This window comes from Mesorhizobium sp. WSM3866, assembly GCF_002294795.1.
Classification (GTDB): Bacteria; Pseudomonadota; Alphaproteobacteria; order Rhizobiales; family Rhizobiaceae; genus Mesorhizobium.
Genome location: NZ_NSGC01000047.1, coordinates 1 through 1,854 on the forward strand (window position 1 = coordinate 1; position 1,854 = coordinate 1,854).

Sequence of the window (1,854 nt, forward strand, 5' to 3'; positions counted from 1 at the left end):
ATGGTCACGGCGCTGGCAATGGCCAATGGCGCGAACGATCTGACAGCGAGCCTGGCAGGCCTGGCCGTGGGGCTGGTTTTCGGAGCGATCAACGGGTTTCTCGTCACCGTCGTCAGGCTTGCTCCTTTCGTCGTCACCCTCATCACCTACGCGGTGGCGGGCAGCCTGGCCTTCATCGTCACCAACGGTCGCTCGATGCCGATCGGTGCGCCGGATTTCTGGCTGCTGAATTCCGGCGAGATCGTCCCCGGCATACCCAATCATCTTCTGTTCTGCATCGTCCTGATGGTCGTGGTGGAATATGTGCTGCGCAAGGTCGTGCTGGGCCGCTGGTTCTATGCCGTCGGGTCGTCGGCGACTGCCGCTCGCCTACTCGGAATTCCGGTGCTCCGCATCAAGTTCGCGGCCTATATCACTTCCGGCCTGCTCGCCTCGTTCGCCGGGCTGCTGACAGTCAGCTACATCCTCAATGCCGAGGCAACGGCCGGCGCCAGCCTGATGCTGCAGGCGATCGCCGCGGTCGTCATCGGCGGCGCCAGCCTCTTTGGCGGGACAGGCAGCGCGATCGGCGCGGTGCTCGGCGCGCTGATGATCACCTGCATCCAGAACGGCGTGAACCTCATCGGCGTCAACAGCTTCTGGCAGGGCTCCGTCACTGGCGCCGCGATCCTGCTCGCGGTCCTGATCGACCGCTTCAGCAACAAGAACCGACTCTAGATCATCAACGGGAGGAACCAAGATGAAGTTGAAGAGCATCCTGATTGCAGCATTGGCGGCGACCGCCTTGTCCAGCGCGTCATACGCCGAGGACAAGAAGACCGTCGCCTATATCGCGCCGTCGCTTGACATCTCCTACTGGCAATGGGTCGGCTACGGCGTGAAGGAGAAGGCCAAGGAACTCGGCATGGACTATGTCGAGTACACCTCTGAGAACTCACCCGCCAAACAGATGGACAATGCCAGGACCGCCGTGACCAAGGGCGTATCGGCGATCGTGATCGGCCCGGTCAGCTCGACGTCGACGCCGCCGCTGCTCGACTATCTGGAGAAGCAAAAGGTACCGATCGCCTTCGCCGGCATCGGTCCGCAGCCGGGCCTCGCCAACTATACGTCCTCGGTCACCGCCAACAATTATGAGACCGGCAAGGCGCAAGGCAAATTCACCTGCGATCTCGCCAAGGAGCGTGGCGGCAACCAGGTCGGCATGCTGTCCTTGCCGCAAGACCGTGAAAATGCGCAGAAATATCTCAAGGGCGCCAAGGAGGCGTTCGCCGCCAACGGCTGCGATCTCGTGCAGATGTTGGAGACGCGCGGCCTGACGATCACCGAGGCCGTCACCCAAGCCAATGATCTGTTGACCGCCCATCCCGACATCAAGGCCATTTACGGCATGTATGACGAAGCCGGCAGTGGCGCGGCCAAGGTGGTCGAGACGCGCGGCCTGACCGGCAAGATCGGCATCACTGTCGCCGATGGCTCGCCTACCACCATAGCGCTGCTGAAGAAGGGAGCGATCCAGGGCATCTTCTTCCAGGAGGCGGTCGGCCAGGGGATCGACGGTACCCAGCAAGTCTACAATGCCCTGACGGGAGGCAAGGTGACCCAGGATATGGCCCTGGTGATGCCGCTGGTCACGGCCGACAAGGTCGACAGTGCGGAGGCCAAGAAGGTCATCGCCCGCGTTTTCCCCCCGAGCAACTGATCGCCATCGAACGGGCCCGCCGGCGGAGGCCGGCGGGTTCCAGACCCCAAGCGAGGGATTCCGACCGTGGCAGAGCTGCCTTTCATCGATCCGCATCATCACCTTTGGGATCTGGAGACCCACTACTATCCGTGGCTGACCGACGGGGTTAA

2 protein-coding genes are annotated in these 1,854 nt (G+C 62.5%); both read left to right on the top strand.

The annotated features are described in order from the left end of the window. The coding region (locus CK222_RS31330) for an ABC transporter permease (protein ID WP_095802991.1) at positions 1-717 on the top strand (717 nt) is incomplete at its 5' end. Between the two features lie 22 nt (positions 718-739). Further along, a complete protein-coding gene (locus tag CK222_RS31335; protein WP_067320308.1) occupies positions 740-1,702 on the top strand; it encodes a substrate-binding domain-containing protein in 963 nt (320 codons plus the stop codon). Positions 1,703-1,854: the final 152 nt, after the last annotated feature.

Coding starts and splice junctions, on each gene's coding strand:
- CK222_RS31335 (WP_067320308.1), top strand. CDS start 740: ATGAAGTTGAAGAGCATCCTGATTGCAGCATTGGCGGCGACCGCCTTG.